Origin of the sequence: Nocardiopsis sp. NPDC049922, from assembly GCF_040660275.1 — a bacterium.
GTDB lineage: Bacteria > Actinomycetota > Actinomycetes > Streptosporangiales > Streptosporangiaceae > Nocardiopsis.
This window is the reverse complement of the sequence record NZ_JBFAME010000001.1, coordinates 97,488-120,134: the sequence shown is the minus strand read 5'-3', so window position 1 is coordinate 120,134 and position 22,647 is coordinate 97,488. Positions and strand designations below refer to the sequence as shown.

Annotated in this window: 31 protein-coding genes; 29 read left to right on the top strand and 2 right to left on the bottom strand. The window is 71.2% G+C overall.

What is annotated here, in order from left to right; all coding sequences use genetic code 11:
- Positions 1-215: 215 nt before the first annotated feature.
- The 4 genes from AB0I72_RS00590 to AB0I72_RS00575 all read left to right on the top strand — a co-directional run bounded on the left by AB0I72_RS00590 (position 216) and on the right by AB0I72_RS00575 (position 2,123).
- On the top strand, positions 216-578 hold the full coding sequence (locus AB0I72_RS00590) for a hypothetical protein (RefSeq protein WP_358560992.1): 363 nt from the start codon (positions 216-218) through the stop codon (positions 576-578).
- A gap of 151 nt (positions 579-729) precedes the next feature.
- Complete coding sequence (locus AB0I72_RS00585) at positions 730-993, top strand: hypothetical protein (RefSeq protein WP_358560990.1); 264 nt, start codon at positions 730-732, stop codon at positions 991-993.
- 51 nt (positions 994-1,044) lie between these two features.
- The gene (locus tag AB0I72_RS00580) at positions 1,045-1,374 is read left to right on the top strand and encodes a hypothetical protein (RefSeq protein WP_358560987.1); all 330 of its coding nucleotides are present in this window, start codon (positions 1,045-1,047) and stop codon (positions 1,372-1,374) included.
- A gap of 80 nt (positions 1,375-1,454) precedes the next feature.
- Positions 1,455-2,123 carry a hypothetical protein gene (locus tag AB0I72_RS00575; protein WP_358560984.1) on the top strand — a complete coding sequence of 223 codons (669 nt, stop codon included), beginning with the start codon at positions 1,455-1,457 and terminating at the stop codon, positions 2,121-2,123.
- Positions 2,124-2,220: 97 nt separating this feature from the next.
- Here the strand turns inward: AB0I72_RS00575 and AB0I72_RS00570 are convergent, their stop codons facing one another.
- Positions 2,221-2,481, bottom strand: coding sequence for a hypothetical protein (locus AB0I72_RS00570; protein WP_358560981.1), 261 nt, complete (start codon positions 2,479-2,481; stop codon positions 2,221-2,223).
- Positions 2,482-2,667: 186 nt separating this feature from the next.
- Complete coding sequence (locus AB0I72_RS00565; RefSeq protein ID WP_358560978.1) at positions 2,668-3,048, bottom strand: hypothetical protein; 381 nt, start codon at positions 3,046-3,048, stop codon at positions 2,668-2,670.
- Positions 3,049-3,147: 99 nt separating this feature from the next.
- Here AB0I72_RS00565 and AB0I72_RS00560 point away from each other — a divergent pair, with 99 nt between their 5' ends.
- The 25 genes from AB0I72_RS00560 (at position 3,148) to AB0I72_RS00440 (ending at position 22,641) form a co-directional block, all read left to right on the top strand.
- Positions 3,148-3,483, top strand: coding sequence for a hypothetical protein (locus tag AB0I72_RS00560; RefSeq protein ID WP_358560976.1), 336 nt, complete (start codon positions 3,148-3,150; stop codon positions 3,481-3,483).
- A gap of 29 nt (positions 3,484-3,512) precedes the next feature.
- A complete protein-coding gene (locus tag AB0I72_RS00555) occupies positions 3,513-3,908 on the top strand; it encodes a hypothetical protein (RefSeq protein WP_358560973.1) in 396 nt (131 codons plus the stop codon).
- Positions 3,909-3,914: 6 nt separating this feature from the next.
- Positions 3,915-4,253, top strand: coding sequence for an HNH endonuclease signature motif containing protein (locus AB0I72_RS00550; protein WP_358560970.1), 339 nt, complete (start codon positions 3,915-3,917; stop codon positions 4,251-4,253).
- Positions 4,250-4,489: a hypothetical protein gene (locus AB0I72_RS00545; RefSeq protein ID WP_358560967.1), complete on the top strand. Its 240-nt coding sequence runs from the start codon at positions 4,250-4,252 to the stop codon at positions 4,487-4,489. The genes AB0I72_RS00550 and AB0I72_RS00545 overlap by 4 nt, the downstream gene beginning before the upstream one ends.
- Before the next feature lie 39 nt (positions 4,490-4,528).
- Positions 4,529-4,981, top strand: a complete 453-nt coding sequence (locus AB0I72_RS00540; RefSeq protein WP_358560964.1) for a phage terminase small subunit P27 family — start codon at positions 4,529-4,531, stop codon at positions 4,979-4,981.
- Positions 4,953-6,701, top strand: coding sequence for a terminase TerL endonuclease subunit (locus AB0I72_RS00535; protein ID WP_358560961.1), 1,749 nt, complete (start codon positions 4,953-4,955; stop codon positions 6,699-6,701). The genes AB0I72_RS00540 and AB0I72_RS00535 overlap by 29 nt, the downstream gene beginning before the upstream one ends.
- Before the next feature lie 26 nt (positions 6,702-6,727).
- Entirely contained in the window at positions 6,728-6,922 is a 195-nt protein-coding gene (locus AB0I72_RS00530; RefSeq protein ID WP_358560958.1) for a hypothetical protein, read from the top strand.
- 1 nt (position 6,923) lies between these two features.
- On the top strand, positions 6,924-8,171 hold the full coding sequence (locus tag AB0I72_RS00525; protein ID WP_358560955.1) for a phage portal protein: 1,248 nt from the start codon (positions 6,924-6,926) through the stop codon (positions 8,169-8,171).
- A gap of 215 nt (positions 8,172-8,386) precedes the next feature.
- Complete coding sequence (locus tag AB0I72_RS00520) at positions 8,387-8,851, top strand: hypothetical protein (protein ID WP_358560952.1); 465 nt, start codon at positions 8,387-8,389, stop codon at positions 8,849-8,851.
- A 1-nt stretch (position 8,852) separates the two neighbouring features.
- Entirely contained in the window at positions 8,853-9,635 is a 783-nt protein-coding gene (locus AB0I72_RS00515) for an HK97 family phage prohead protease (protein WP_358560949.1), read from the top strand.
- Between the two features lies 1 nt (position 9,636).
- Positions 9,637-10,959: a phage major capsid protein gene (locus AB0I72_RS00510; RefSeq protein ID WP_358560946.1), complete on the top strand. Its 1,323-nt coding sequence runs from the start codon at positions 9,637-9,639 to the stop codon at positions 10,957-10,959.
- Between the two features lie 10 nt (positions 10,960-10,969).
- A complete protein-coding gene (locus AB0I72_RS00505; protein WP_358560944.1) occupies positions 10,970-11,293 on the top strand; it encodes a hypothetical protein in 324 nt (107 codons plus the stop codon).
- Positions 11,265-11,813: a hypothetical protein gene (locus tag AB0I72_RS00500; protein ID WP_358560941.1), complete on the top strand. Its 549-nt coding sequence runs from the start codon at positions 11,265-11,267 to the stop codon at positions 11,811-11,813. Before AB0I72_RS00505 ends, AB0I72_RS00500 begins: the two co-directional genes overlap by 29 nt.
- Positions 11,810-12,160, top strand: a complete 351-nt coding sequence (locus AB0I72_RS00495; RefSeq protein WP_358560938.1) for a hypothetical protein — start codon at positions 11,810-11,812, stop codon at positions 12,158-12,160. Before AB0I72_RS00500 ends, AB0I72_RS00495 begins: the two co-directional genes overlap by 4 nt.
- An 11-nt stretch (positions 12,161-12,171) precedes the next feature.
- The gene (locus tag AB0I72_RS00490) at positions 12,172-12,432 is read left to right on the top strand and encodes a hypothetical protein (protein WP_358560935.1); all 261 of its coding nucleotides are present in this window, start codon (positions 12,172-12,174) and stop codon (positions 12,430-12,432) included.
- Positions 12,429-12,839 carry a hypothetical protein gene (locus AB0I72_RS00485; RefSeq protein ID WP_358560932.1) on the top strand — a complete coding sequence of 137 codons (411 nt, stop codon included), beginning with the start codon at positions 12,429-12,431 and terminating at the stop codon, positions 12,837-12,839. The genes AB0I72_RS00490 and AB0I72_RS00485 overlap by 4 nt, the downstream gene beginning before the upstream one ends.
- Before the next feature lie 51 nt (positions 12,840-12,890).
- Positions 12,891-13,451, top strand: a complete 561-nt coding sequence (locus AB0I72_RS00480; RefSeq protein WP_358560930.1) for a hypothetical protein — start codon at positions 12,891-12,893, stop codon at positions 13,449-13,451.
- A gap of 95 nt (positions 13,452-13,546) precedes the next feature.
- Entirely contained in the window at positions 13,547-13,921 is a 375-nt protein-coding gene (locus AB0I72_RS00475) for a hypothetical protein (RefSeq protein WP_358560927.1), read from the top strand.
- On the top strand, positions 13,918-14,295 hold the full coding sequence (locus AB0I72_RS00470) for a hypothetical protein (RefSeq protein ID WP_358560924.1): 378 nt from the start codon (positions 13,918-13,920) through the stop codon (positions 14,293-14,295). Before AB0I72_RS00475 ends, AB0I72_RS00470 begins: the two co-directional genes overlap by 4 nt.
- A 23-nt stretch (positions 14,296-14,318) precedes the next feature.
- Positions 14,319-17,858, top strand: a complete 3,540-nt coding sequence (locus AB0I72_RS00465; protein WP_358560921.1) for a phage tail tape measure protein — start codon at positions 14,319-14,321, stop codon at positions 17,856-17,858.
- Positions 17,859-17,870: 12 nt separating this feature from the next.
- The gene (locus AB0I72_RS00460; protein WP_358560919.1) at positions 17,871-18,827 is read left to right on the top strand and encodes a hypothetical protein; all 957 of its coding nucleotides are present in this window, start codon (positions 17,871-17,873) and stop codon (positions 18,825-18,827) included.
- Entirely contained in the window at positions 18,824-19,993 is a 1,170-nt protein-coding gene (locus tag AB0I72_RS00455) for a siphovirus ReqiPepy6 Gp37-like family protein (protein ID WP_358560916.1), read from the top strand. The genes AB0I72_RS00460 and AB0I72_RS00455 overlap by 4 nt, the downstream gene beginning before the upstream one ends.
- Positions 19,994-19,996: 3 nt before the next feature.
- Positions 19,997-20,953 (top strand): hypothetical protein, encoded by a 957-nt coding sequence (locus AB0I72_RS00450; protein ID WP_358560913.1) that lies wholly within the window; start codon positions 19,997-19,999, stop codon positions 20,951-20,953.
- Positions 20,954-20,962: 9 nt separating this feature from the next.
- Positions 20,963-21,706, top strand: coding sequence for a hypothetical protein (locus AB0I72_RS00445; protein WP_358560910.1), 744 nt, complete (start codon positions 20,963-20,965; stop codon positions 21,704-21,706).
- Positions 21,703-22,641: a peptidoglycan-binding domain-containing protein gene (locus AB0I72_RS00440; protein ID WP_358560907.1), complete on the top strand. Its 939-nt coding sequence runs from the start codon at positions 21,703-21,705 to the stop codon at positions 22,639-22,641. Before AB0I72_RS00445 ends, AB0I72_RS00440 begins: the two co-directional genes overlap by 4 nt.
- Positions 22,642-22,647 lie beyond the last annotated feature (6 nt).

Sequence of the window (22,647 nt, the reverse complement as noted above, 5' to 3'; positions counted from 1 at the left end):
ACCCTTTGCAGGACCCCAAAGTACCCCCTTGCAGTACCCCTTTCCAGCGACGTTTCCGCTGTTCAACGCACCGCAGTACCCCCTAGTACCCCCTTTTGCACAGTTCCACCCCCATGCGGGCGCGCGCATGCGCACGATCGGGTCAACGACGAAACGCCCGTAGGGGGTACTGGGGGGTACTGCCAGTACTGCCCGACGGCGGATCGAGACCGCCGATGAAGGCCCCGAAGGTCCGCGCCCGACTGGACACCTGCCCTCGATGCTCGGCGGCGATCATCGTGGCCCTCGACGCCGCCGTCGCCGGACTGCCGGTCCACGCCGACCCACTCCCGCTCGACGGGCCCGCCGAACTCCAGGCCCGCCTGGAGGGGCGCACGACCTACAACGTCGTCGGCCACGCGCGCGTCGGCCAGGCCCTCGTCGAGCGCATCCCCGAACTGATCAAGCACCGACGCCACCCGGTCGTCGCCACCCACCGCTGCCCCGGCCCGGTCCCCGCCACCGCCATCCCGCCGCCGCGCCAGACCGGACCGGCCGAGCCCAACCTGTTCACCCCGGAAGACGAACCGCCGTACTGACCGAGGAGACCACCCCCGATGAGCACCGACCTGAACCCCGCCACCCCGGACAGCTCGCCGGGCTCGCGAGCAGAAGCCCACCGCCCGACCGACGGCCGCCTGGGAGCAGCCGCCCCTGTTCGCCACCCCCTGACCCGAACGGAGACCACCGATGAGTGCCCCTCGCCGACGCCGCAGGACCCCTCACCCGCTGACGAACGCACCCAACGAACGCACCCACTGCCCCACCTGCGAACACCCCCTCGACGCCACCGAGCGCGACGAGGTCGGCCAGTGCACACACACCCTCGCCACCGCCACGCACGCCATCTACCGCAGCGCGGGCCGCACCTGCGGGCTGGACCTCGGCACCGGACTCGCCTGCACCCGTGATGACCAGCACTGGTCCGACGAGTGCAGGAACACAGACGACTGACCGACCAGGGACGTCGCGAACCGCGACCCCCCACCCTCCCGAAGGAGTCCCATGTTCAGCCGCTACACCATCCGCCCCCGCAAGCCCCGAGAGATCAGCGCCCTCAAAATCACGCACGCAAACTACGCCGACGCGCAGGACTGGATCGAGGAGAACCTCGCCGACCACCGAGGCGTGAAGCGCGTCAACCCCAGCAGGCGGCGCATGCGCACAGGCGTTCCAGTGGCCGTCTTCGGCATTGGTGACACGGGCCCCAACCGCAAGGTCGTCGTGCCGATCCCCGGCTACCTGGTCGAGGAGGTCACCGCCGACGGCACGGTCATCTACTACGGCGCCCGCGTCGAGGCATTCGACGAGGAGTGGCAACCCGTCGAGGACTGACCACCCACCCGGGTTCCGTCCGGCAGGCGGATGGAACCCGGGCCCACCCCACCGACCGCCACGACCACCCGGGGGACCCCATGAGCACCACCCACTACCCGTGCGACCTGTGCGGCCGCCCGTCCGGCGACGACGCGCCCGTGTGCGTCTCCTGCGCCGACCAGGCGGCCGCCGCTCTCCGGCAGGTGTCGGAGTGGCTCGCCGAGGACCTGGTGACCGCCACAGCCCGCCAGACGGCCCTGGGAGGCCGCTCCGGCGGGAAGCCGACGAAGGCGTCCGAAGCACCGCTCCCGCTCGATCTGCGTGCCTCAGAGGCCGCGACCGTGCTCCGGTCCACCCTCGCCGGGTGGATCCGGGTGGTGGCCGATGACGGGGCCGCCGGCAGCCTCCCCGCCGACACCCTCCAGGCGATGGCCGCGTGGCTGGCGCCGGTCGTCCAGTGGATCCGGACCCGGCCCTACGGCGCGGAGGCAGTCGACGAGATCCTCGCCGGCGTCCGTCAGGCCGTGCGGGCGGTGGACCGGCCGATCCGGTACGTGCCGCTCCCGCAGGCGTGCCGGGCGATCACCCTTGTCGGTCAGACGCCGGTCGCGTGCGGCGGGGCGCTGCGGGCCGTCATCGCGCCGGGGCTACCCAGTGATGGGCAGGTGCGGTGCGAGGTCGACCGGAGGCACACGAGCACGGTGGCGGCCGAGGAGGCCGAGAGACGAAGGGCGACGCGTGTACGTGCGCACTTGCGCACAGCTTGACAAGATGGAAGAATCCCGTGTCAGGATGGCGAGAGCTGTCCGGAGACGCCAGACGGCCCCGACCAGCACACGCCGGTTGGGGCCGCTGTCGTGAGGACTACTCTGCGCCTGTAATCCCCCAGGTCTTTGGCCGGAACACGTCGACCGACACGAACTCGTCCGGTGCCTCTGGATTCCTTCGGTGCTCACGCTGACCACCCACGAACGCGAACACCACGTAGTGACCGGCTTCGGTGGCTTTCCACTCCATCTGGCCTGCGGGAATGTCCAGGTAGTCGCCGTCGAGGTGCCGGACTGCCTCGAAGGCAGGCTCGGGTTCATCAGGAACTGCGAGCCTGATGCGCCTTGTTCCTGGCATGTCGCCCCTTTCGCTGAAGTTGTCGGAAGCGTAACTCTCATGATCTCGCCCGGCGGCGACCACACAACAAGAGGCCGTCCCAACGCACGGGGTTCGGTCGATTGGCCTCGTACCGCCGGGCTCCACACGTCCCGTCCCCGTCTCCGCGCCGCTGGGGGGTAGGCGCGTCGAGGTGGGGGCGGGGCTCTACTCGTCGAAGCAGTCCAGCTCTACGACCGGCCACTCGCCGTCCTCCGACGTCACCGAGCCGCCCGTGAACACCTCGGCGGCCTGCTCGTCCTCCACCCACCGGGCACGGCATACGACCGACCCCGCGTCCGCGGTCGCGATCACCTGGACGTTGTGCTCGTCCTCCCAGGTCTCCGAGTTCTCCGCGACGACCTGGTTGATGATCGCCTCGGCGCCCTCAGCGTCGACGCCCTCCGACAGCAGCTCCGTCACGCGCTCCTCGTCCGTGACCACCTCGTAGTCAGGCACGTCCGCCGCCGTGGGCGCGGCCTCCTCGCTGCCGCCGCACCCGGACACCACCATCACCACGCCCACCAGGGCCACAGCCACACGTCTCATCACGCACTCCTCATGTAGGGGTTGCGCCATTACATCGCGCCCGACGACGGCGCCGCATCCCGTGGCCGGGGTCGGCCACCGCCCAACCTGGAGGTCCCTGTGGCACGCATCGCCATCCCCATCACCACCATCAGCCGCGACGGCGTCACCGGCGCCGCCGCCACCATCGGCGACGCCGTCGAGGGCCACAGCGTGCCCAACACCGGACGGGTGATCGTGGAGGTCGCCAACGTCAGCATCGACACCGACCACACCGTCACCTTCGTCACCCAGGCGACCGTGGACGGCTTCGACGTCGCCGACCGCACCAAGCTCATCCCGTTCGGCGAGACCCACTACTTCGCCGACTTCCCCGCCAGCGCCTACGGCCGCGAACTGTGGATCGACGTGGACGCGGCCGACCTGGAGCTGCGCGCCTACGCCTACCCGGCCTGACCGCACACACCCCCTGGAGGACCACACCGATGTCCGAACCGCGCACTTACACCACCCGGCCGCGCACCGTGCAGGCCATGCAGGTCACCCGCGAGACCCTCGCGGCCGTGGAGGAGTGGGCGCACGTCCGCTGCGAACTGGCCAACCTGCCCGGCCCCGGCCGTGGGCTGACCGCCGGAGTGATCATCCGCAGCCGCGACGGCAAGGTGAACGCCCGCTTCGGCGACTACCTCGTGCTGCCTCTGGAGGTCATCGGTAAGGCCGACTTCGAGGCCCGCTTCGCCGCCGACGACGAAGGCCAGGGCGACACCGAGGAGGCCCCCGCCGCCGACACCCGGGGCCGACCTCTCCCCACCATCTGGGGGGTGGGCACCGACACCGAGGGGGGTACCTACGGCGAGGACGCCCCCACCCCCGAGGGGTGACCCCCGGTGCCCTACTCCGCCCCCTCCCGGTGTGGCCACCGGGGGGATGACGGCCGCCCCTGCCCCGAGCTGGCCACCACCCGAGGCCGGTGCGAGGACCACCAGCCACCGCCGTGGCAGCGCCGCTCCAAGGCGTGGGGCAACGGCGGCTCGAGGAAGTGGCGCGCGCTGCGCGACAAGGTGCTGCGCGACGAGCCCAACTGCCGAAGCTGCGGCCAGCCCGCGACGCAGGTCGACCACATCACGCCGCTGTCGAAACGAGGAGCGAAGTTCGATCGAGCGAACCTACAACCGCTCTGCGACGACTGTCACGACGCGAAGAGCCGAGAGGACAACCGCAGATGAGGACCCTCAAGGCCGCCTACCAGGCCCTGCGCGACGCCACTGTGCGCGCCTGGAACACGTTCCGCCTGGCCGTCCGCACGATCCGCAGCGGCGCCTACGCGCGCGGCGGCATCCTGCCGACCGGCCCGGCCTACGCCCACAACACCACCGGCCGAACGGAGCGGGTAGCCACCCCCACCCGGGGGAGGGGGAGTTCGCGCCACAGAATCGGACATAGCGGACAGCGCCGCGGTTAACTCGGCGTTCTCCCGCTCAGAAAATCGAAGGGGGGGTCTATGGGGCGCACCGCCAAGCCCGCCAAGCTCCGCCTCCTCGAGGGCCGCTCGCCCGGCCGCGACTCGGGCGGTCGCGAGGTCCCTACGCCTCCGGCGTTCAAGCGGATCCCGCCCAACCCGCCGAGCTGGCTCACCCGGGAGGCCGCCGCCGAGTGGCGCCGCGTGGTGCCCGGCCTGTCCCGCCTGGACCTGCTCAAGCCCGAGGACCGCGCCGCGCTCGCCGCCTACTGCGAGTCCTGGGCCACCTTCGTGACCGCGACCCGGCAGGTGCAGAAGGAGGGCCTGACCATCGACGCCGCCCAGGGCACTCTGCCGCACCCGGCCGTCGCCATCGCCCGCAACGCCGGACGCGAGATGCGCGCCTGGGCCGGACACTTCGGCCTGACGCCCAGCACGGAGCAGGCCCTGGCGAGGGGGGCCGACGATGACGGCGAGGACAACCCGTTCGCCTGACGTAGAGCTGCCGGACGCCGAGGAGCTGGATCGGCTCAAGATCTCGCCCGAGGTCGCCTGGTACCTGCTCTCCCGCGGCTTCGGCTTGCCCGACTGCCCGCCCTTGTGGAAGACGCCCGAGCCACGAGACGAGCCCGGCGCGGCCTTCGACCCTGACCGTGTTGACCGGATCATCGCCGCGTTCGCTGTGCTCCGGCACACCCAGGGCAAGTGGGCCGGGCAGCCGCTCCGGCCAGACCCGTGGCAGGTCGCGTACATCCTGGCCCCGGTGTTCGGGTGGGTCCATTTCGACGAAGACGCCGACGCCTGGGTCCGCATCATCACGTCCTTGTACGTGGACGTCCCCCGCAAGAACGGCAAGAGCACCTTGCTGGGCGGTATCGCGATCTACATGACCGCCGCCGACGGCGAGCAGGGCGCCCAGGTCCTGGCCGCCGCGACGACCACCCGCCAGGCCGGGTTCGTCTTCCAGCCGATCAAGCAACTCGCCGAGCGCGCCCCCGGACTGAAGGGCCACGTCAAGCCGCTCACCGGCAAGATCCTGCACCCCAAGTCGGGCAGCTACTTCGAGGTCGTCTCCTCGGTCGCCGACGCCCAGCACGGCGGGAACATCCACTGCGCCGTCGTCGACGAGCTGCACGTCCACAAAGACCCGGAGCTGGTCGAGACCATCGAGACCGGCACCGGATCGCGCACCCAGCCGCTCGTCGCCATCATCACCACCGCCGACAGCGGCAAGAAGAACACGATCTACGACCGCAAGCGCCGCCGGATCGAGCAGCTCGCCCGCGGCGCCCTGAAGGACCCGACCACCTACGGGGTGGTGTTCGCCGCCGAGGAAGGCGCCGACCCCTTCGCCGAGGAAACCCAGCGCAAGGCCAACCCCGGATTCGGGGTCTCGCCGTCGCGCGCGTACCTGCGCAAGGCCGCGGCCGAGGCCCAGGAGTCCCCGGCCGACCTGGCGAAGTACCTGAGGCTGCACCTGGGCATCCGCACCAAGCAGGAGACCAAGTTCATCAACCTGGAGGCGTGGGACCGCAACGCGGGCCTGGTCGACGAGACACGCCTGCGCGGCCGGGAAGCCTACGGCGGCCTGGACCTGGGCAGTACCAGCGACCTGTGCGCGCTGTGCTGGGCCTTTCCCGACGACGACCGTGGCGGCATCGACGTCCTGTGGCGGCTGTGGACCCCCGAGGACAACCTGCCACGCCTGGACAAGCGCACTGCCGGAATGGCGTCGGTGTGGGTCCGCCAAGGCCTGCTGGCCACCACCCCGGGCAACGTCGCCGACTACGAGTACATCCGTCGCACCATCGACACCGACATGGACACCTTCGACGTCCGCTCGATCGGCTTCGACCCGTGGAACGCCACCCCGCTGACCAACGACCTGATCGAGGACGGCGCCCCGATGGTGAAGGTCCGTCAGGGGTTCGTCACCCAGTCGCCACCGCTCAAGGAGCTGCAGCGGCTCGTGCTGAAGGGAACCGTCGAGCAGCCCCTGGTGCGACACGGCGGCAACCCTGCGGTCAGGTGGCAGGTCGACAACCTGGCCGTCGCGATGGACCCGGCCGGGAACGTCAAGCCGGACAAGAAGAACAGCGGCGACAAGATCGACGCCGTGTCCGCGCTGACCAACGCCTTCGCCGAGACCATGACCCGCGAACCTCCGAAGCGCAGTGCCTACGACGACGAGGACGCCGAGGTCCTGATCATCTGACCGCCCCACCATGAGAGGAGGCCAGGATGCGCAGGCACATCGGCCGCCGGATCAACGCCCAGCTCTCCGACGGATCGACCCTGAGCGGCACCCTGTCACGCGTCACCCGCCGCGAGGTGGAGCTGACCGGGGCCGCGTTCGTCCAGGGCACCGCTCGCGCACCGGTCGACGGGACCGTGGTCATCGACCGGGCCGCACTGCTGTGGACACAGGTGATGTGACGTGCCCAGCTTCGAGTCCCTCGGCCAGCTCGGCGACTACGTGACCACCAACGGCATCGAGATCGTCGACCCAGGTCTGCCGCTGACCGACCTGACCGGCGACCACGGAGCCCACCACGTGTGGCGCACCCAGCCCTCGGTCCGCAAGGTCACCGACTTCATCGCCCGGCAGATCAGCACGATCCCGCTGCACCTGTACGACCGGGTCTCCGACACCGACCGGAAGCGGGTCACCGACCACCCGCTGGCCGCCGTCCTGGGTGCCCCCGCCCCGCGGACCGCACCGGCCCGGTTCTGGCACTCGGTCATGGTCGACTTCCTGACCTACGACCGGTGGTGCGTGCAGAAGGTCCCCCAGGGCGACGGCGGCATGGAGCTGGTCCGCATTCCCGCCCGCCGCTTCCGGCTTGTCGCCGACGGCTTGGACCGGGTCGCTGCGATCCGCATCTGGACCGCCGACGGCCACTACACCGACCGCGACCCGGACGGGTACCTGTACGACGCCGGGTACTCCCCGCGCGGGGCCAACGGCGTCAGCCCGATGGAGACCCTCCAGGACATCCTGGCCGAGGCGTCCGAGGCCGTCGCCTACCGGCGCGGTATCTGGAAGCGGGGCGCCCGGGTGCCCGCGGTCATCGAGCGCCCAGCCGATGCCCCGGACTGGATCAAGAACAAAGCGCGGGACCGGTTCGTCGAGAGCTGGCGCCGATTCACGCGCAGTGGTGGACAGGAGGGCGGCACGCCGATCCTCGAGGACGGCATGTCCCTGAAGAAGGTCGACGTCTTCTCCCCCCGTGACACCGCCGACTTGGAGGGGCGCAAGCTCACCGACGCCGAGGTCGCGTCCGCGTACCACATCGCTCCGGAGCTGGTCGGTGCCCGAGAGGGCACGTACTCCAACGTGGAGGCGTACCGGGAGATGCTCTACCGGGACGCCCTGGGACCGCTCATCACGCTGTGGGAGCAGGTCATCAACGCGATGCTGACCCCGGACCTGGCCGACGGCCGCCCGCTGTACGTCGAGGCCAACGTCGAATCCAAGATGCGCCTGTCCTTCGAGGAGCAGGCCCGCGTGCTGTCCTCGGCAGTCGGCGCTCCGTGGATGCTCCGGGCCGAGGCCCGAGCCCGCGCGAACCTGCCCGCCATCGAGGGCGCCGACGACCTGGTGGTGCCGCTCAACGTCGCCGTGGGCGGCCTTGCCTCCCCGAGGGACACCGCGCCACCCCCAAAAGGTCGGGGCCGGTCCTGATCAAGGCGGATCGGCCCGACGACCTCGGCACGTTCGACGCCGAGCGCGCCGCGTTCGAGGCCGCCCTGGTCGGCTACGCCCACAGCCAGGCCGACCGGCTACGCGACCTCCTGAGCGATGCGGCCAGCACTCTGGACCCCTGGAGGTCCACCGCCGAGGAGCGCGTCGACCAGCTCGCCCAACTGATCGGCGGCCGGAACTACCGCCTCGCCCAGGTGGGCGCCTGGGAGGCGCTGGCCGCGTGGAACCCAACCGCGGACGGGTGGGACCCCGAGGTGATGCTCGCCTGGCTCACCACCGCAGCCGCCACCTGGGCGGGTGACTTCGAGGAGACCACCACGGCCGCCGCCGAGGAGGCGCTCGCTGCCGACGACGTCGAGGAGTCCCTCGCCGACGCGCTGACCGGGTGGACCACCACAGCCGCTCTGTACGGCCAGACCATCGCGACCGAGGCCCGCGGCTTCGGCGGTGTCGACGCCGCCCGCGCCTCCGGCGTCGGCTTCAAGATCTGGCGGACCGGCGGAACCAACCCGCGCCCGTCGCACCGGGCGCAGAACAACGAGTCGACGCCGATCGACGACGTGTTCTCCAACGGGCTGCGCTGGCCGGGCGACAGGTCTGGCCGCACCGAGGAGACCGCGAACTGCAACTGCCGCATGACCTACTCCCGGGAGGAGTGAGATGCACACCAAGTCGTTCCCCGCCCGGGTCAAGGCCGTGGGCGCAGCGCAGGGCCTCGAAGACGGGCAGGTGAAGGCCCTGGTTTCGGTGTTCGGCAACGAGGACAGCTACGGCGACGTCGTCCAACCGGGTGCGTTCGCCGACGACCTGGACCGGTGGAAGGCCTCGGGCGACCCGATCCCGTTCATCTGGTCCCACGACTGGGGCGACCCCTTCTCCCACGTCGGCCACGTCCTCGACGCCGAGGAGACGAACGAGGGCCTGGTCGTCACCGCCCAGATCGACGACCTCGACACCAACCCTAAGGCCGCCCAGGTGCACCGCCTCCTCAAAGGCCGCAGGGTGACGCAGTTCAGCTTCGCCTACGACGTGGTCGAAGGGGCCTTCGTCGAGAAGGAGGACCACCGCTACGGCGGCTACTACGAGCTGCGCAAGATGCGCGTCCACGAGGTCGGCCCGTGCTTGATCGGCGCCAACCAGGAGACCGAGCTGCTCGCCGCCAAGGCCGCCGACCTGACCTGCGGCATCAAGGCCGGGCGCGTGCTCAGCCAGGCCAACTACGACCGGCTGACCAAGGCGCGCGACTCGATCACCGCGGTCCTGGACGCAGCCACCCCCGAAGACACCAACGACGACGCCAAGCGCGCCAGCCAGCCCGCCAGTGGTGCGGCCAGCGGCAGCGACCCGGACCGCGCTCCGGACGCCCCGCCCGCCAAGCAGCACGGCCGGTCCGCTCAGGTCGCCGCACGGCTCACCCTGATGACCGCACTGAACGGAGCATGACGTGAACCTCAAGGCCCAGCTCGACGCCGCACTCAAGCGCGCCAAGGAGCTGAACGACGTCGCCGCCAAGGGCGACCTGACCGACGAGCAGATTACCGAGGCGACCACGCTGGCCAAGACCATCGAGGACCTGCGCGCCAAGATCAAGAAGGCCGAGGAAGCCGCCGCGCTCGTCAAGGGCCTGGCCGCCGACGACGGCGACGCACCCGAAGGCGACGACGGTGACGGCGAGCCCGGCACCCCGGGCGTGAAGACCGGCAACGGTGGCGCCCGCACTCCCGCGGGGCCCACCAGCTTCGGTGAGAAGTTCACCAAGTCCGAGCCCTACCAGCGCTTCCAGAAGGCCAACCCCTCCGGCGTCGGGCACGGAACGCCGATCAACATCGGCCGCGTCAAGGTCGGCACGATGGAGGACTGGGCCTCTGGACGCAAGGCCACCCTGACCACAGGTGTCGGCCAGATCCAGAACGTCCGGATGCCGATGGTCGACCTGGTCGACCGCGACCGGCTGACCCTGCTGGACCTCATCTCGCGCGGCCAGACCGGCGGCAACTTCGAGTACGTCCAGGTGACCGGGGTGACCCGCAACGCCGCCGTGGTGCCTGAGTCCACCGGCCCGGCCGACGCCAACGCGCTCAAGCCCACCTCGGACATGACCACCAACCTGGCCGACGCGAAGGTGTACACATACGCCGACGGCTACGACGTCACCAACCAGCTCCTGGCCGACGCGCCCGCGTTCGCGTCCTACATGGACAACGAGCTGCGCTACAGCCTGGACAGCGTCGTGGAGGACAAGCTGCTCAACGGCACCGGGGTGTCCGGTGAGCCGCTGGGCATCCTCGCCACCACGGGAGTGCAGGAGCAGACCTACACCGTCGCCGACGCCGGATTCGTCTACGACCCCAACAACCCCGCCGACGTGATGGCGCTGGTCAAGGCCATCCGCAAGTCCATCACCCGCGTCACCCGGCTGGGCGGCACGGTCACCGCGATCCTGCTGTCCCCGGAGGACGACGAGGCGATCGACCTGCTCCAGGACGCCAACGACCGGTTCTACGGACAGGGCCCGTTCGGATCCGGCCCCGGCACCCTGTGGGGCCGCCCCCGGGTCACCTCCGAGCGCCTGACCATCGGCGAGCCGCTGCTGGGCGACTTCCGCCAGGTCGCCCTGCTCGACAGGGAGGGTCTGTCGGTCATGGCGTTCAACCAGCACAAGGACTACGCCCAGCGCAACATGACCTACGTCCGCGCCGAGCTGCGCGCCGCCCAGGTCCTGTGGCGCCCGAACCGGCTGGTCGTCACCAAGCCCGCCACGTCGTAAGGAGCCCCTCGTGCCCCAGCACAAGATGATCACCATCAACGGCATCCGCTACCGGCCCGAGGACGTACCCGAGGGGTACACGCCTCCGGCGAGGCGCACGCCGCGCACCCTGTCCACCCAGCAGCCCACGCCGCCGGGCCCGTTCGACCCGTCCGCCGCCGGGGTCGACGCGGTCCTGGCGTACCTAGAGACCGCCGACCACACCGAGGCCACCCGAGTCCTGGACGCCGAGGCCGACGACAAGGCGAGGTCGACCATCCTCGGCAAGCGCGAGGAGATCCTCGCCGCGAAGGAGGGCGCTGGCGATGGCGATTCCGGCGGGACTGCTGGCTGACCCTGCGGAGCTGGCCGAGGTCCTGGGCGTACCAGCCGACGACCCGACGCTGGTCGCCCGCGTGCGCGCGGCCAGCCGCCGGTTCCTCGGCGCGGTGCGTCCGACCTCGTTCACCCCGGTCGGCGGTGCCGAGCTGTGGCTCAACGGCGACGGCAGCACCACGCTGCTGCTGCCTGTGTGCCCGGTCCGCGCCGTCACCACCGTGGAGGTCGACGGCTTGGCGCTCACCTCCGACGACTTCGAGTGGTCCGAGGAGGGCGTCCTGCGTCGCTGCTCGCGCTGGCCGGACCGGCTTCGGTCGGTGCGGGTCGTCCTCGATCACGGGTACATGGCCGTTCCCGAGGACGTCCAAGAGGTCGTTCTAGACCAGGCTGAGGCCGCGTTCAACATCCGCAAGGGCGTGCAGTCGGTGTCCGTCGACGGCCAGTCGGTCACCTACGGGACCCAGTCCGCGGTCGGTGTCACCCAGGCCTGGGCGGACGCCGTCGCCCGCTACGCCCTGCGGGGTGACCGGGCATGACCCTGCTCTTCCACCAGGAGGCGGTCCGGGTCCGCGCCGGGACCCGCACGGACCGGGCGGGCAACACAATCCCGGACTGGTCGCCGGAGGCCGTGGACCGACTGACGCTCACCCGCCTCAACATCGCGCCACGCACCACCGAGGAGAACCGCGACGAGTCCGGCGTCCGCGTTACCACCGGGTGGTGGCTGCAGACCGCCCCCGGCGCAGACGCCGACATTGCATCCGCCGACCGGATCGAATTCGACGGGCTCCTGTGCGAGGTCGTCGGCGACGTCGCCCGGTGGCCGGACCCCTTCACCGGCAAGGTTCACCACGTCAAGGTCGCACTCCAGCGCGCCACATAGGGGGTGATCCCGTGTCGGGGTCGAAGGTCGAATGGAGCGTGCGGGTGGACTCCAAGGGCATCCGCCGCATCCTCAAATCCGCGCCGATGCGCTCCGTGGTGAACCGGGCCGCCCGCAAGGTCGCCCGCGGCGCCGGGCCGGACGCCTCGGTCAGCGAGTACACCACCGACCGCGAAGCCGCCTCGGTCGGTGTACCTGCCGAACAGCAGGCCATCCACGGGCGGCTCACCCGCGCCGCGGCCAAGGCCGGGCTGGAGGTGCGCGCTCCGTGAGGACCCTGCCCGACATCCGCGCTCCGGCCACCGTGGCGCTGCGGGCCCTGCTCGCCGACCGGTCCGAGCCCTACGCGCTCGACGCCCTCGTCGGCACCGAGCTGCCCGCCAGCGCGACACCGGAGGAGAGGCACCTGCCCTACGTGCTGGTCGCCACCGACGACACCACCGCGTGGGCCTGGCCCGCCGCCGCCCGCGGCTTGGTCCGGCTCACCGCCTGGGCGAGCACCGAGGACGATGCGCACGACCTGGCCGTGCTCGCCCAGGCGCTCCTAGCCGACCACCACGACCAGGTCATCCGGTCCATGCGCCCGACGGGCGGCCTAGTCCACGGGCGCGACCCTGACACCGACATCCCGGTGTGCTCCGCGCTGCTGCGCGCGACCTGCCACACCACCGTGATCTGACCGGCCCGGCCGGGCCCACCTGCACACCCATCTACCTGAGGAGGATCCGGCATGGCCGGGAACCCGACCAACGTCGACATCTGGAGCGGTGCGGACGTCTTCTTCGACTTCACCCGCACGGCCCCCAGTCCCACTGACCTGGTCACCGCGTGGGATCCGCTGTGGATCCCCGCCGGGCTGCTCAACGGGGACGATGGCATGACCGACTCCAGGGACGAGTCCAGCGAGGACCACTTCGCGTGGGGCAACATTCTCGTGCGGACCACGTTCGGGCAGCACAAGCGGAGCGTCAACGTCGTCATGCTTGAGGACAACGCGGTCACCTTCGAGCTGATCAACCCCGGCGACTCCACGCGCACCGTCTCCGGCGGTGTCATCACCGACGAGGTGTACGTCCCTCAGCGCCGCAAGCTCAAGATGGGCCTGGAGCTGCGCGACGGCGACAAGATCAAGCGCCGCGTCATCGACACCGTCGAGCTGGGTGAGGTCGCCGAGCTGCAGATGGCGGAGAACACGATGCAGCAGTACAACGCGACGCTGTCCGTCTACCCCGACGGCGCCGGGAAGCTCTGGCGCGACCTGAAGACCGACCCGAACTACGTCGCCCCGTAGCGGGTCACCCGCGTGGTGGGGCGGTGTGCGTGCAGGTCGCCGCCCCACCACCCCCACACCTCTGACCACCTGCACGAGGAAGGAACCTGCACACCATGACCGCTCCGAAGAAGTCGCCCCGCGCCGCCAAGCCCGCCGCTCCGCAGACGGCCGCCGAACCCCACCCCGAGCGGCTCGCCGCCGTCCAGGACGAGGCGACCCGCAGCGAGCAGATGGAGCCCACCGACCTGCTCAAGGTCGTGCAGTGGCGCGGAACCGACGTTCGGGTCCCGCCGACCGTGGACGACTGGGACATCGAGATCCAGGAGTACGCCGAGGACGGCCAGCTCGTGAAGCACCTGCGGGCGCTGCTCGGCGTCGCCCAGTGGGCGGAGCTGAAGGGGGCCCACACGCCCATGAAGTTCGGGGACGTCCGCGACCTGCAGGAGACCATCATGCGCGACGCCTACGGGCAGTCTGCGGGGGAATGAGAAGCCTCCTCCGCCTACTCCGCCGCTACGCGGACGCGGTGGAGGCCGACCTGCTGCGCGTCTACCAGGTCGACCTCGTGGACCTTTACCGGCCGGGGTCCCGCCTGACCTGGCGGCGCCTGGGCACGCTCGTGCGGATGCTGCCCGCCGACGCCACGGTCTGGCGCGCGGCCGGGGTCGACCACCTCTCCCGCTCCGAGCACTACTTGGCCGGGCTGTGGGAGCTGTGGGCCGAGCAGTCTCACCCGGACCGGCCGGGGCCGCCGGTCGACGAGGGCCGACAGCGCGTGACCCAGCGGGGTGCCCCGCCTGACGGTGACTGGTCGCGCAAGCTCCTTGACCACCAGAAGCGGTACGCCAACCGGGCGTCCTGACGTCGTGAGGGAGGTGATCCCTCATGGCTGCGGAGTCCGCCGGGTACGCCGTGCTCACCGTCATCCCGTCCGTGCGCGGGATCGGCGCGCAGATGGGTGCCCAGCTCAACACCCCGATCACCAGGGCGGGGCGGCAGGCCGGGGACGACCTCGGTGCGACGTTGACCAGCCGCGCTGGGGCCTCGATCCGGCGCGGCGCGTCGCAGATCTCCAGCGCCGTGTCCACGGTCGCGGCCGGAGCCGCTGCGGCCGGTGGCGCCGCCCTGGGCGCCGGGTTCACCTCGGCGCTGGACATGTCCGCCGCGACCGGCCGGTTCCAGTCCCAGCTCGGTGTCAGCGAGACCGAGGCCGCCCGGATCGGCGCGGTCGCCGGGCAGGTGTATGCCTCTGGGTTCGGCGCGTCCATGCCGGAGGTGTCCGATGCCGTTGGCGACGTCGTCCAGCAGATGCAGTTCATGCGCGACTCCAGCTCGGCCGACCTCCAGGAGGTCTCCAGGCAGGCGCTGGTCGTCGCCGACACCCTGAACGTGGACGTGGGCCGCGCTGCCCGGGCGGCTGCGCAGATGGTCAAGACCGGCTTGGCCGCGGACGCGCAGGAAGCGTTCGACATCATGATCTCCGGCGCCCAGGGCGGCGCCAACGCGGCCGACGACCTCGCTGACACCTTCAGCGAGTACAGCACCCAGTTCCGCAACATGGGGCTCAGCGGGGCCGACTCGGTCGGGCTGATGGCCCAGGGCCTCAACGCCGGTGCGCGCGACGCTGACACGGTCGCGGACGCGATCAAGGAATTCTCGATCGAGGCCGTGGCCGGGGCCGACCGGGTCCGGACCGGCTACGAGATGCTCGGCATGGACGCCGACGCCATGTTCGCCGCCATCGGCGAGGGCGGATCCTCGGCGCGCGGCGCTCTGGACGAGACCCTGGACGCCCTGCGCGACGTAGAGGACCCCACCGAGCGCAACGCCATCGCCACCGAGCTGTTCGGCACCAAGGCCGAGGACCTCGGGCAGAGCCTGTACTCCCTGGACCTGGACACGGCAGCCGACGGCATGGGCGACATCGCCGGGGCCGCCTCCGACGCCGCCGACGCGATGGAGCAGACCGACGCCCAGCAGTTCGCCTCCGCCTGGCGCGAGCTGAAGACCGTCCTCGGTGAGGAGTTGGCACCGGTCCTGACCCAGGTGACCGAGTGGGTCACCACCAACATGGACACCGTCAAACAGGCCGGGGCCGCCGTCCTCGGACTCGGCGCGGCCTGGGCCGCGTACAAGGTCGCCGCGACCGCCGCGACCGTGGCCACCGGGGCGTGGAACGTCGGGCGCGGCATCGTCCAGGGCGCCACCGCCGGAGGCAAGGCCCTCGGCGACCTCGCCAGGAAGGGGCGCCCCGCCCTAGACGGGCTGCGCCTGCGCGCCATGTACGCCGGGGACTCCATCAAAGGCGCCGGAGCCAAGGCGGGCACCGCAGCCAAGGGCGGCATCACCACCGCCGCCTCGGCCGCCACCAAGGCCGGTCGGGCAGCGCTCACCTCCGCCCGTCACTGGGGAACGCTCGCCCTGGCCCAGACCCGGGCGGCGGTGTCCGCGACCCGGGCCCGGGTCGCCACCATCGCCACCGCGGTCGCCCAGCGAGCGGTACGCCTGGCCACGATCGCCTGGACCGGCGTGCAGTGGCTGTTGAACGCAGCGCTCACGGCCAACCCGATCGGGTTGATCGTGGTCGGCATCGGACTGCTCATCGGCGCGCTCCTGTTGGCCTACAACAAAGTCGACTGGTTCCGCGACCTGGTCGACGCCGCGTTCGCCGGGATCGCCGCAGCCGCGACGTGGCTGGGAGAACAGGGCAAGGCGCTGTGGGACAACTACCTGTCCCCGGCGTTCTCGGCCATCGGCGACGCAGCGATGTGGCTGTGGAACAACGTCGTGACTCCCGCCTTCCAGGGGATCGGCAAGGCCATCTCCTGGGCCTGGTCCAAGGTCATCAAGCCCGCCTTCACCGCCGTCCACGGATTCATCGACGGCACCCTGGCGCCAATCTTCACCTGGCTGTGGAAGAACGTCGTCACGCCTGCCTGGGACGGCATCAAGACCGGCATCTCGCGCGCCTGGGACGGCATCAAGATCGTCTTCGACTACGTCAAGGACGGCGTCCAGGCGGTCAAGCGCAGCTTCGAGACTGCGAAGGACGGGATCGGCAAGGCCTGGGAGAAGGTCAAGGACCTGACCAAAGCGCCCGCCAGATTCGTGGTCGAGCAGGTGTACAACCAGGGCATCCGCAAGGTATGGAACTGGGTTGCCGACAAGGTCGGCTTGTCTACCCTCGACAAGGTCAACCTGCCTGAGGGATTCGCGCGAGGCGGCATCCTGCCCGGCCGGAGCAGCTGGCGGGGAGGCGACACCCACATGCGCCCCATGCGCGAGGGTGAAGGCGTCGCGGTCTCCGAGGCGATGCGTGTCCCCGCGCTGCGCAACGAACTGCTGCGCTGGAACGCAATCGGAGTCTCCGGGGGGACGACTGCGCTGCAGCGGTACGCAGCCGGGCGAGGCCCCCAGTCGGGCACCTCGCCTCGGGTGCGCGACCTCGCTCAGGGCGCCGGGTACGCCCAGGGCGGCATCGTCGACGCCGTCAGCAACTTCGGCCGCAACCTCACCACGGGCTTTTTGACCGGCGGCCTGGCCGGGGCGGTCGACGAGGTCGCCCGCCCGCTCGTGTCCGTGATCGAATCCCGGTTCGGGCGGGATGGATTCCGGGGTCTGCCGACGCGCGGTGTGGAGTACCTGGTCGACGGCCTCAAGGACAAGATCAAATCCTTCTCGTGGCTGGAGGCCACCAACGGCGGCGCCGCGAACTGGGTCGGGCTCGCCACCGCCTCCCGGCGCCTGCAGGCCGCCGCCGAGTGGGTCGACACCCAGGTCGGCCTCCCCTACCAGTGGGGTGGCGGAGGCAACCCGAGCTGGGACTGCTCCGGGTTCATGGCCGGGATCGAAAACGTGATCCGCGGCCTGCGCCCCGCCAGGCGGTACACGACCATGGACTTCCGCGGCACCCGGGCACCGTCCGGGTGGGTGCGCGGCCTACGGTCGCCCTTCGAGGTCGGCGTCGTCAACGGCTCCTCGGCGCGCGGGTCGCACATGTCCGGCACCCTGCTCGGCGTCAACGTCGAGTCCTCCGGATCGGCGGGTGTCCACAAGGGCACGTCGGCACGCGGCGCCTCGCACTCGATGTACACCGACCGGTACGGGTTTGCCCCCGTGGCCTACGCCGCCGGGGGCCCCGGCTCGCAGTCGACTGCCGGTGGGGGCGCCCAGCTCTACGACGGCGGCGGGTGGCTCCGGCCCGGCTACACGATGGTCGAGAACCGCACCGGCCGCCCGGAAGCGGTGTACACCTCGGCGCAGCAGGACCGGATCGACCGGATGATCTCCGTCCTGGAACGGCAGGGCCACCGCACCCGCGAAGGCCACACGTTCCACATCACCGGCAGCGGCGACGGCCGCCGCACGGCTCGCCGTGTCGTGACCGCGCTGTCCGACTGGGAGCGCCTGCACCCCGTCCCGTAGAGGAGGCTCGTCGTGCCCATCGTGTACCTGCCAGCCGAACCGGTCGAACCTGCGCCGGAGCCGGTGGTGCCGGGCAGTCCGGTCGGGTCGCCGCCGCGGGTCACCTGGACCTCGGCGGCAGGGCAGGAGGTGCGCCTGTCCGACATCGGGCAGGGGTACGCGGTCCTGGAGGGCGCCCGCGGGTTGGCCATGCCGACCTACCAGCTCTACCAGTCCGACAGCCTCCTGGACGGCACCGTCATCCGCGGCACCCGCACCGAGGCCAGGGAGGTGTTCCTGCCCATCTACCTGGAGGCACCCACCCGCCCCGAGGTGCTCGCCAAGCGGCGCGCGCTCGCCCAGGCGTTCTCCCCAACCGAGGCCGACGGCGGGGGCGACGGCGTCCTGGAGGTCGCCGAGTCCACCGGCCAGCGTCGGTGGATCCGCGCCCGGTACGTCTCCGGCATGGACGGCCCCGAGGGCGGGGGCGACACCGGCATGGACTGGGCGACCTACGGGCTCACCCTGCTCGCCTCCCAGCCCTACTGGGAGCGGGCCCCGATCACGGTCCGGTGGGCGCTGGAGCCCGTCACCGACACCTGGCTGCCGATCCTGCCCGTGCAGGTACGCGACTCCGGTGTGGTCGGCCAGGGCATGACGATCCGCAACCCCGGCAGTGTGCGGGGCTGGCCGGTGTGGACGATCACCGGGCCGCTCTCCGGCACCGCGACCATGACCAACGTGTCCACCGGCCAGGGGCTGGAGTTCGACGCGACCCTGGCCGCCGGGGAGCAGATCATCATCGACACCCGCCCCCGACACAAGACCGTCCGCGACCACACCGGAGCCAACCGGTTCGCCGACCTGGCGCTCGGGTCGGTGCTGTGGCCGCTCGCCCCCGGTGCCAACACCGTCGACATCATCCTCACCGGGCTCGGCACCGGGTCGAAGCTGGAGATGACCCTGACCCCCTGGGAGCTGACCGCATGAGCACCGAGTGGATGCTGCTCGTGCGCAACCCCGACCTCAGCTTGGCGGGCCTGATAGAGGACGAGACCGCCCTGGAGGCCACCGAGCGGCACCTGGCCCTGGGCGCGTGGAAGGTCAGCGTTCCGGCGGGCTCGGCGTCGGCGGACCTGCTCCTGTCCGGTGCGGGCATCCTGCTCCTGGACGGCGACGGCCAGGTGCTGCTGTCCGGCCCGGCCCGGCCGACCGAGCGCGCCGCGGACGGCGAGTCCGACACCGTCACCGTCTCCGGGGTCACCGACACCGCCGCCCTGGCCCGGCTGTGCTGGCCCCGCCCGTCCCAGACCATCCCGACCACCGGAGCCACCCAGGACGACGCCCACTACGTCACCACCGGTCCGGCCGAGACGGTCATGCGCACCCTGATCGACGTCAACGCCGGAGGCTCGGCGCTCGCCGACCGGCAGGTGCCCGGCCTGGTACTCCCGGCCTCCCAGGGCCGCGGCCCCACGATCGAGTCCAAGACCCGGTTCGACGTCCTGTTGGACGCGCTGTGGGGCATCGGACAGACCGCCGGGCTGGGTTTCCGCGTCGTGCAGCAGGGCGCGTCCCTGGTGTGGGAGCCCTACGTGCCCGTCGACCGCTCCGGGCAGGTGCGGTTCTCCACCGGGCTCGGGACCCTCGGCTCGTACAGCTACTCGCTGACCCCGCCGGAGGTCACCGACATCGTCGTCGGCGTCGGCGGTGAAGGCCAGCAGCGCCGGTTCTACCGGTTCACCCAGCCCGACCCGCTGTGGCCAGGACTCCAGCGCGAGGAGTTCATCGACCGGCGCGACGTCGACCCGGCCGCCGCCCCGGGTTCGGACGGCTACGTCGACCCCGACGCCGCCGCGCAAGCCTCCGCCGACGAGCGGTTCGCCGAAGCCGGTGGAAAAGCCTCGGTGACCTTCGAGCCCATCGAGACCGACGCGATCCGGTGGGGGCGCGACTACTGGCTCGGCGACATCGTCACCGCCGAGACCGAGATCGGCGACGTCACCGACATCATCCGCGAGGTCACCTACACCCGCACCCCCGACGACGGGCCCCGCATCGAGCCCAGCATCGGCGACGCCCAGGACGCGCCCGCCATCTACCAGCGCGTCGCCAAGCTGCGGCGCGACGTCGACCAACTCCAGAACAGGAGGTGACCCGTGGCCGAGGAGTACGGGGTGTTCACCGCCACCCCCATCACCGCCGATACCTCCTACGCGCGGCTGGTGCGCCGCCACGCCGCCGACGGTGTGGTGGCCTCCGGGCCCGACGCAGGGAACCAGCTCACCGTCACCGCGAACACCACTTCGCAGCTCACCGTCGGCACCGGCTACGCCATGGTGGGCGGCTGGTGGTACCGCACCGACGCCCCCGTCCCGCTGTCCATCCCACCCAACGGCGCCAGCCAGGAGCGTCGGGACCTGGTGGTCCTGCGCGCCGACACCGGCACCGGCACCTGCTACCCACACATCATCGAGGGCACCGCGGGCTCGTCTTCCTGGCCCTCGCCGACCCGCGACCCGGCAGGCACCTGGGACACGGTCCTGGCCCGGTACACCATCGCCGGAGGATCCGCCGTGGTCGGCCCCGGCGACGTCGCCCTGTCCGTGCGCCAGTGGACAGCCCCCTCCGGGGCCATCCCCTGCGTCTCCACCGTCCGCCCGCCCAACCCGTGGGACGGCGCGCTGGCCTTCGAGACCGACACCGGCCGCCTGATCACCTACACGTCGGGGGCCTGGCGGCTGGTCGCCGACACCACCTACCCGTCCCCGTGGCAGCCGCTCACTCTGCGCGCGGGGTACGAACCCGCACCCGGCACGCCTCCGAGGTGGCGCTACGACGCCCCCGACGTCGTCCGCCTGGACGGGAGGATCCGACGCCAGAGCGGCGCGGCGCTGGACAGCGGCGAGTACGTGGCGCGCGTCCCGTCAGAGATCCGCACGGGCTCATACCGGCGGTGGGCGGTCGCGACCACGTCGCGGTCCAACGGGACCACGTCACGCCTGGAGCTGCTGTCCACCTCGGTCGGCTCCGCTGACGCGGGCCGCCTGCTCGTCTACACCCACTACGACCCGACGTGGGTCGACCTCGGCGGGTCGACCTACGTCCTGGACTGAGGAGGGCGCATGCGCTACTGGTTCGGCGACAGCCCCACCGACTTCGTCGTCGGCCCCGGCGAGCAGTACACCTGGGCCGACGAACAGCTCGGCTACAACGCCGTACTCATACCGGGCGCACGCCTGTGGGCCTACGACTACACCACCGGCACCCGCATCACCGACCTGCTCGACCACACCGGCGCGGCCGTCACCGAGATCACCGCGACCAGCTACGGCAGGATCCCGCGCTTCCGCGGCCCCGACGAGGCCAAAACCCTCCTCCTCGGCCAGGCCGAGGACACCTTCGACGGAGTCGACGACCCCCCAGACCTGAACAAGTGGGTTCTCACCAGCATCGACTGGCCCTCCATCGTCGCCGGAGTCGAGGCGCGCGTGACCACCCTGGAGCAGGGCGGCACAGAGGTCGTCGCGACCGCCCACCCGCTGGTGTGGACCATGGCCGGAGCAGTGGAAGACGCGACCAGTCCCCACCGGTACGTGAACCTGGAGGGCACAGGGCAGACCATCGAGACCGTGCGCGCCGAGGCCACCATCACCACCGGCAGCGTCACCGTGCAGGTCCTCACCGTCGACCTGGACACCCAGGCCACCACCGTCGTGGCCGCCGTCGTCCTCGACACCACCACCCAGGCCGCCACCGTCACCCCCGCCGCGGCCGTCTCGGACGGGACCGGCGTCACCACCCAGGTAACCCTGTCCGACCCGGCCGACGACGTCGCCGACGTCACGGTGCAGGTGATGATCCGGTGACCCTCACGATCGACAACCGCCTGAACGGGGACGTCGGTGTGCAGGCCACCGATGTCACTCTGGCCGCGTCCGCTGACGTCGGCACGGTCACCATCGCCCACGGCGGCGCCCGCGCGGTCTACGACGACACCCACACCGTGCACGACTTCCCGGTGCTGCGCCTAGACACGGGAGGCCACCGCGGCGAGACACCCGCACTGCAGGTATCCCTGCCCGCGTCGGGCCCGTGGTCGGCCCGGTGGTACGTGTGGATGCCCCAGCTCCAGGACGCGGGACACGGCACCGATGAGGTTCGCTCCTCTGCTGTGCTGCCCACGCACGCCTGGACGGTGCACGGCACCGCCGGGGGGAACGTCGGCACCAGGCTGCAGACGCCGGACCTGGCCGCGGCCCCGCTGGTGTGGGACTCCTCGGACGGGTCCGCTGTCGCGCTCGGGCAGCTGCTCCGCGTGGAGCTGGCCTACGACGGCACCGACCTCGTGTCCCAGGTGTTCGCCGGGCACGCCACCACCGGAGCCCGCATCAACACCTGGCTGGGCCTAGCCGACCCGGGTCGCACTCTTAACATCACCGGCTACCGGTGGCGCCGCCGCACCACTCTGCGGATCGGCGACCAAGGCCCCGAGGTCACCGAGCTACAGAACGACCTGATCGACTTGGGCGAAGACCTGTCGCCGTGGGGCGCCGACGGCGATTTCGGGTCCGGCACCCAGTCCGCCGTGATGAACCAGCAGACCGACCTCGGACTCGCCCTGGTCGACGGCGAGGCCGGGCCCGAGACCCGCGCCGCGATGGACCTCGCGCTGGGCACGATCCCGCCGCCGGTGTACCTGTCCCACCTGGCCGTGGCCGACGACGGGGTGTGGATCGGCCCCGCCGCTGCACCGCCCGAGCCGTCCGCCCCAGCGGTGCTGCGGCTCGGATCGCCGATCTAGGAGCGC

Coding starts and splice junctions, on each gene's coding strand:
- AB0I72_RS00590 (WP_358560992.1), top strand. CDS start 216: ATGAAGGCCCCGAAGGTCCGCGCCCGACTGGACACCTGCCCTCGATGC.
- AB0I72_RS00585 (WP_358560990.1), top strand. CDS start 730: ATGAGTGCCCCTCGCCGACGCCGCAGGACCCCTCACCCGCTGACGAAC.
- AB0I72_RS00580 (WP_358560987.1), top strand. CDS start 1,045: ATGTTCAGCCGCTACACCATCCGCCCCCGCAAGCCCCGAGAGATCAGC.
- AB0I72_RS00575 (WP_358560984.1), top strand. CDS start 1,455: ATGAGCACCACCCACTACCCGTGCGACCTGTGCGGCCGCCCGTCCGGC.
- AB0I72_RS00570 (WP_358560981.1), bottom strand. CDS start 2,481: ATGCCAGGAACAAGGCGCATCAGGCTCGCAGTTCCTGATGAACCCGAG.
- AB0I72_RS00565 (WP_358560978.1), bottom strand. CDS start 3,048: ATGAGACGTGTGGCTGTGGCCCTGGTGGGCGTGGTGATGGTGGTGTCC.
- AB0I72_RS00555 (WP_358560973.1), top strand. CDS start 3,513: ATGTCCGAACCGCGCACTTACACCACCCGGCCGCGCACCGTGCAGGCC.
- AB0I72_RS00545 (WP_358560967.1), top strand. CDS start 4,250: ATGAGGACCCTCAAGGCCGCCTACCAGGCCCTGCGCGACGCCACTGTG.
- AB0I72_RS00540 (WP_358560964.1), top strand. CDS start 4,529: ATGGGGCGCACCGCCAAGCCCGCCAAGCTCCGCCTCCTCGAGGGCCGC.
- AB0I72_RS00535 (WP_358560961.1), top strand. CDS start 4,953: ATGACGGCGAGGACAACCCGTTCGCCTGACGTAGAGCTGCCGGACGCC.
- AB0I72_RS00530 (WP_358560958.1), top strand. CDS start 6,728: ATGCGCAGGCACATCGGCCGCCGGATCAACGCCCAGCTCTCCGACGGA.
- AB0I72_RS00515 (WP_358560949.1), top strand. CDS start 8,853: ATGCACACCAAGTCGTTCCCCGCCCGGGTCAAGGCCGTGGGCGCAGCG.
- AB0I72_RS00500 (WP_358560941.1), top strand. CDS start 11,265: ATGGCGATTCCGGCGGGACTGCTGGCTGACCCTGCGGAGCTGGCCGAG.
- AB0I72_RS00495 (WP_358560938.1), top strand. CDS start 11,810: ATGACCCTGCTCTTCCACCAGGAGGCGGTCCGGGTCCGCGCCGGGACC.
- AB0I72_RS00480 (WP_358560930.1), top strand. CDS start 12,891: ATGGCCGGGAACCCGACCAACGTCGACATCTGGAGCGGTGCGGACGTC.
- AB0I72_RS00475 (WP_358560927.1), top strand. CDS start 13,547: ATGACCGCTCCGAAGAAGTCGCCCCGCGCCGCCAAGCCCGCCGCTCCG.
- AB0I72_RS00470 (WP_358560924.1), top strand. CDS start 13,918: ATGAGAAGCCTCCTCCGCCTACTCCGCCGCTACGCGGACGCGGTGGAG.
- AB0I72_RS00465 (WP_358560921.1), top strand. CDS start 14,319: ATGGCTGCGGAGTCCGCCGGGTACGCCGTGCTCACCGTCATCCCGTCC.
- AB0I72_RS00455 (WP_358560916.1), top strand. CDS start 18,824: ATGAGCACCGAGTGGATGCTGCTCGTGCGCAACCCCGACCTCAGCTTG.
- AB0I72_RS00445 (WP_358560910.1), top strand. CDS start 20,963: ATGCGCTACTGGTTCGGCGACAGCCCCACCGACTTCGTCGTCGGCCCC.